This is a genomic window from Flavobacterium xizangense (genome assembly GCF_054075145.1).
Map to the genome: position 1 here is coordinate 1 of NZ_JBSIPG010000044.1, position 329 is coordinate 329.

The 329-nt window shown below is 34.3% G+C and carries 1 protein-coding gene; it reads left to right on the forward strand.

The window, feature by feature from the left end:
• Window positions 1-329 (forward strand): outer membrane beta-barrel protein (locus tag ACWA1B_RS22430; protein WP_456910803.1); only part of this gene is annotated, 329 nt, incomplete at both ends.

Sequence of the window (329 nt, forward strand, 5' to 3'; positions counted from 1 at the left end):
TTATTCTAATGCGCTTCCGTCAGCAACTCAATTAATGCCAGTTGCAGATTTGAACAATCCGCTGAATAGTGTAATTGGTAATCCAGATTTGAATCTGATTGAGAAAAATACGGCGGGAATTGATTTTAAAAATTTTGATTTTAGAACACGTTCCGGCTATAGTTTATTTCTTAAAGGAGATTATTACAATAATGATATCGTTTCGACTTCGATTTATGATGACAGCGGAAAAAGAAATACTACTTATGTAAATATTTCAGGAACGTATTCGGCTTCGGTTGGTGGAAACTGGAATCAGCAGATTAAAAAAGATGCGCATACCATTAGAT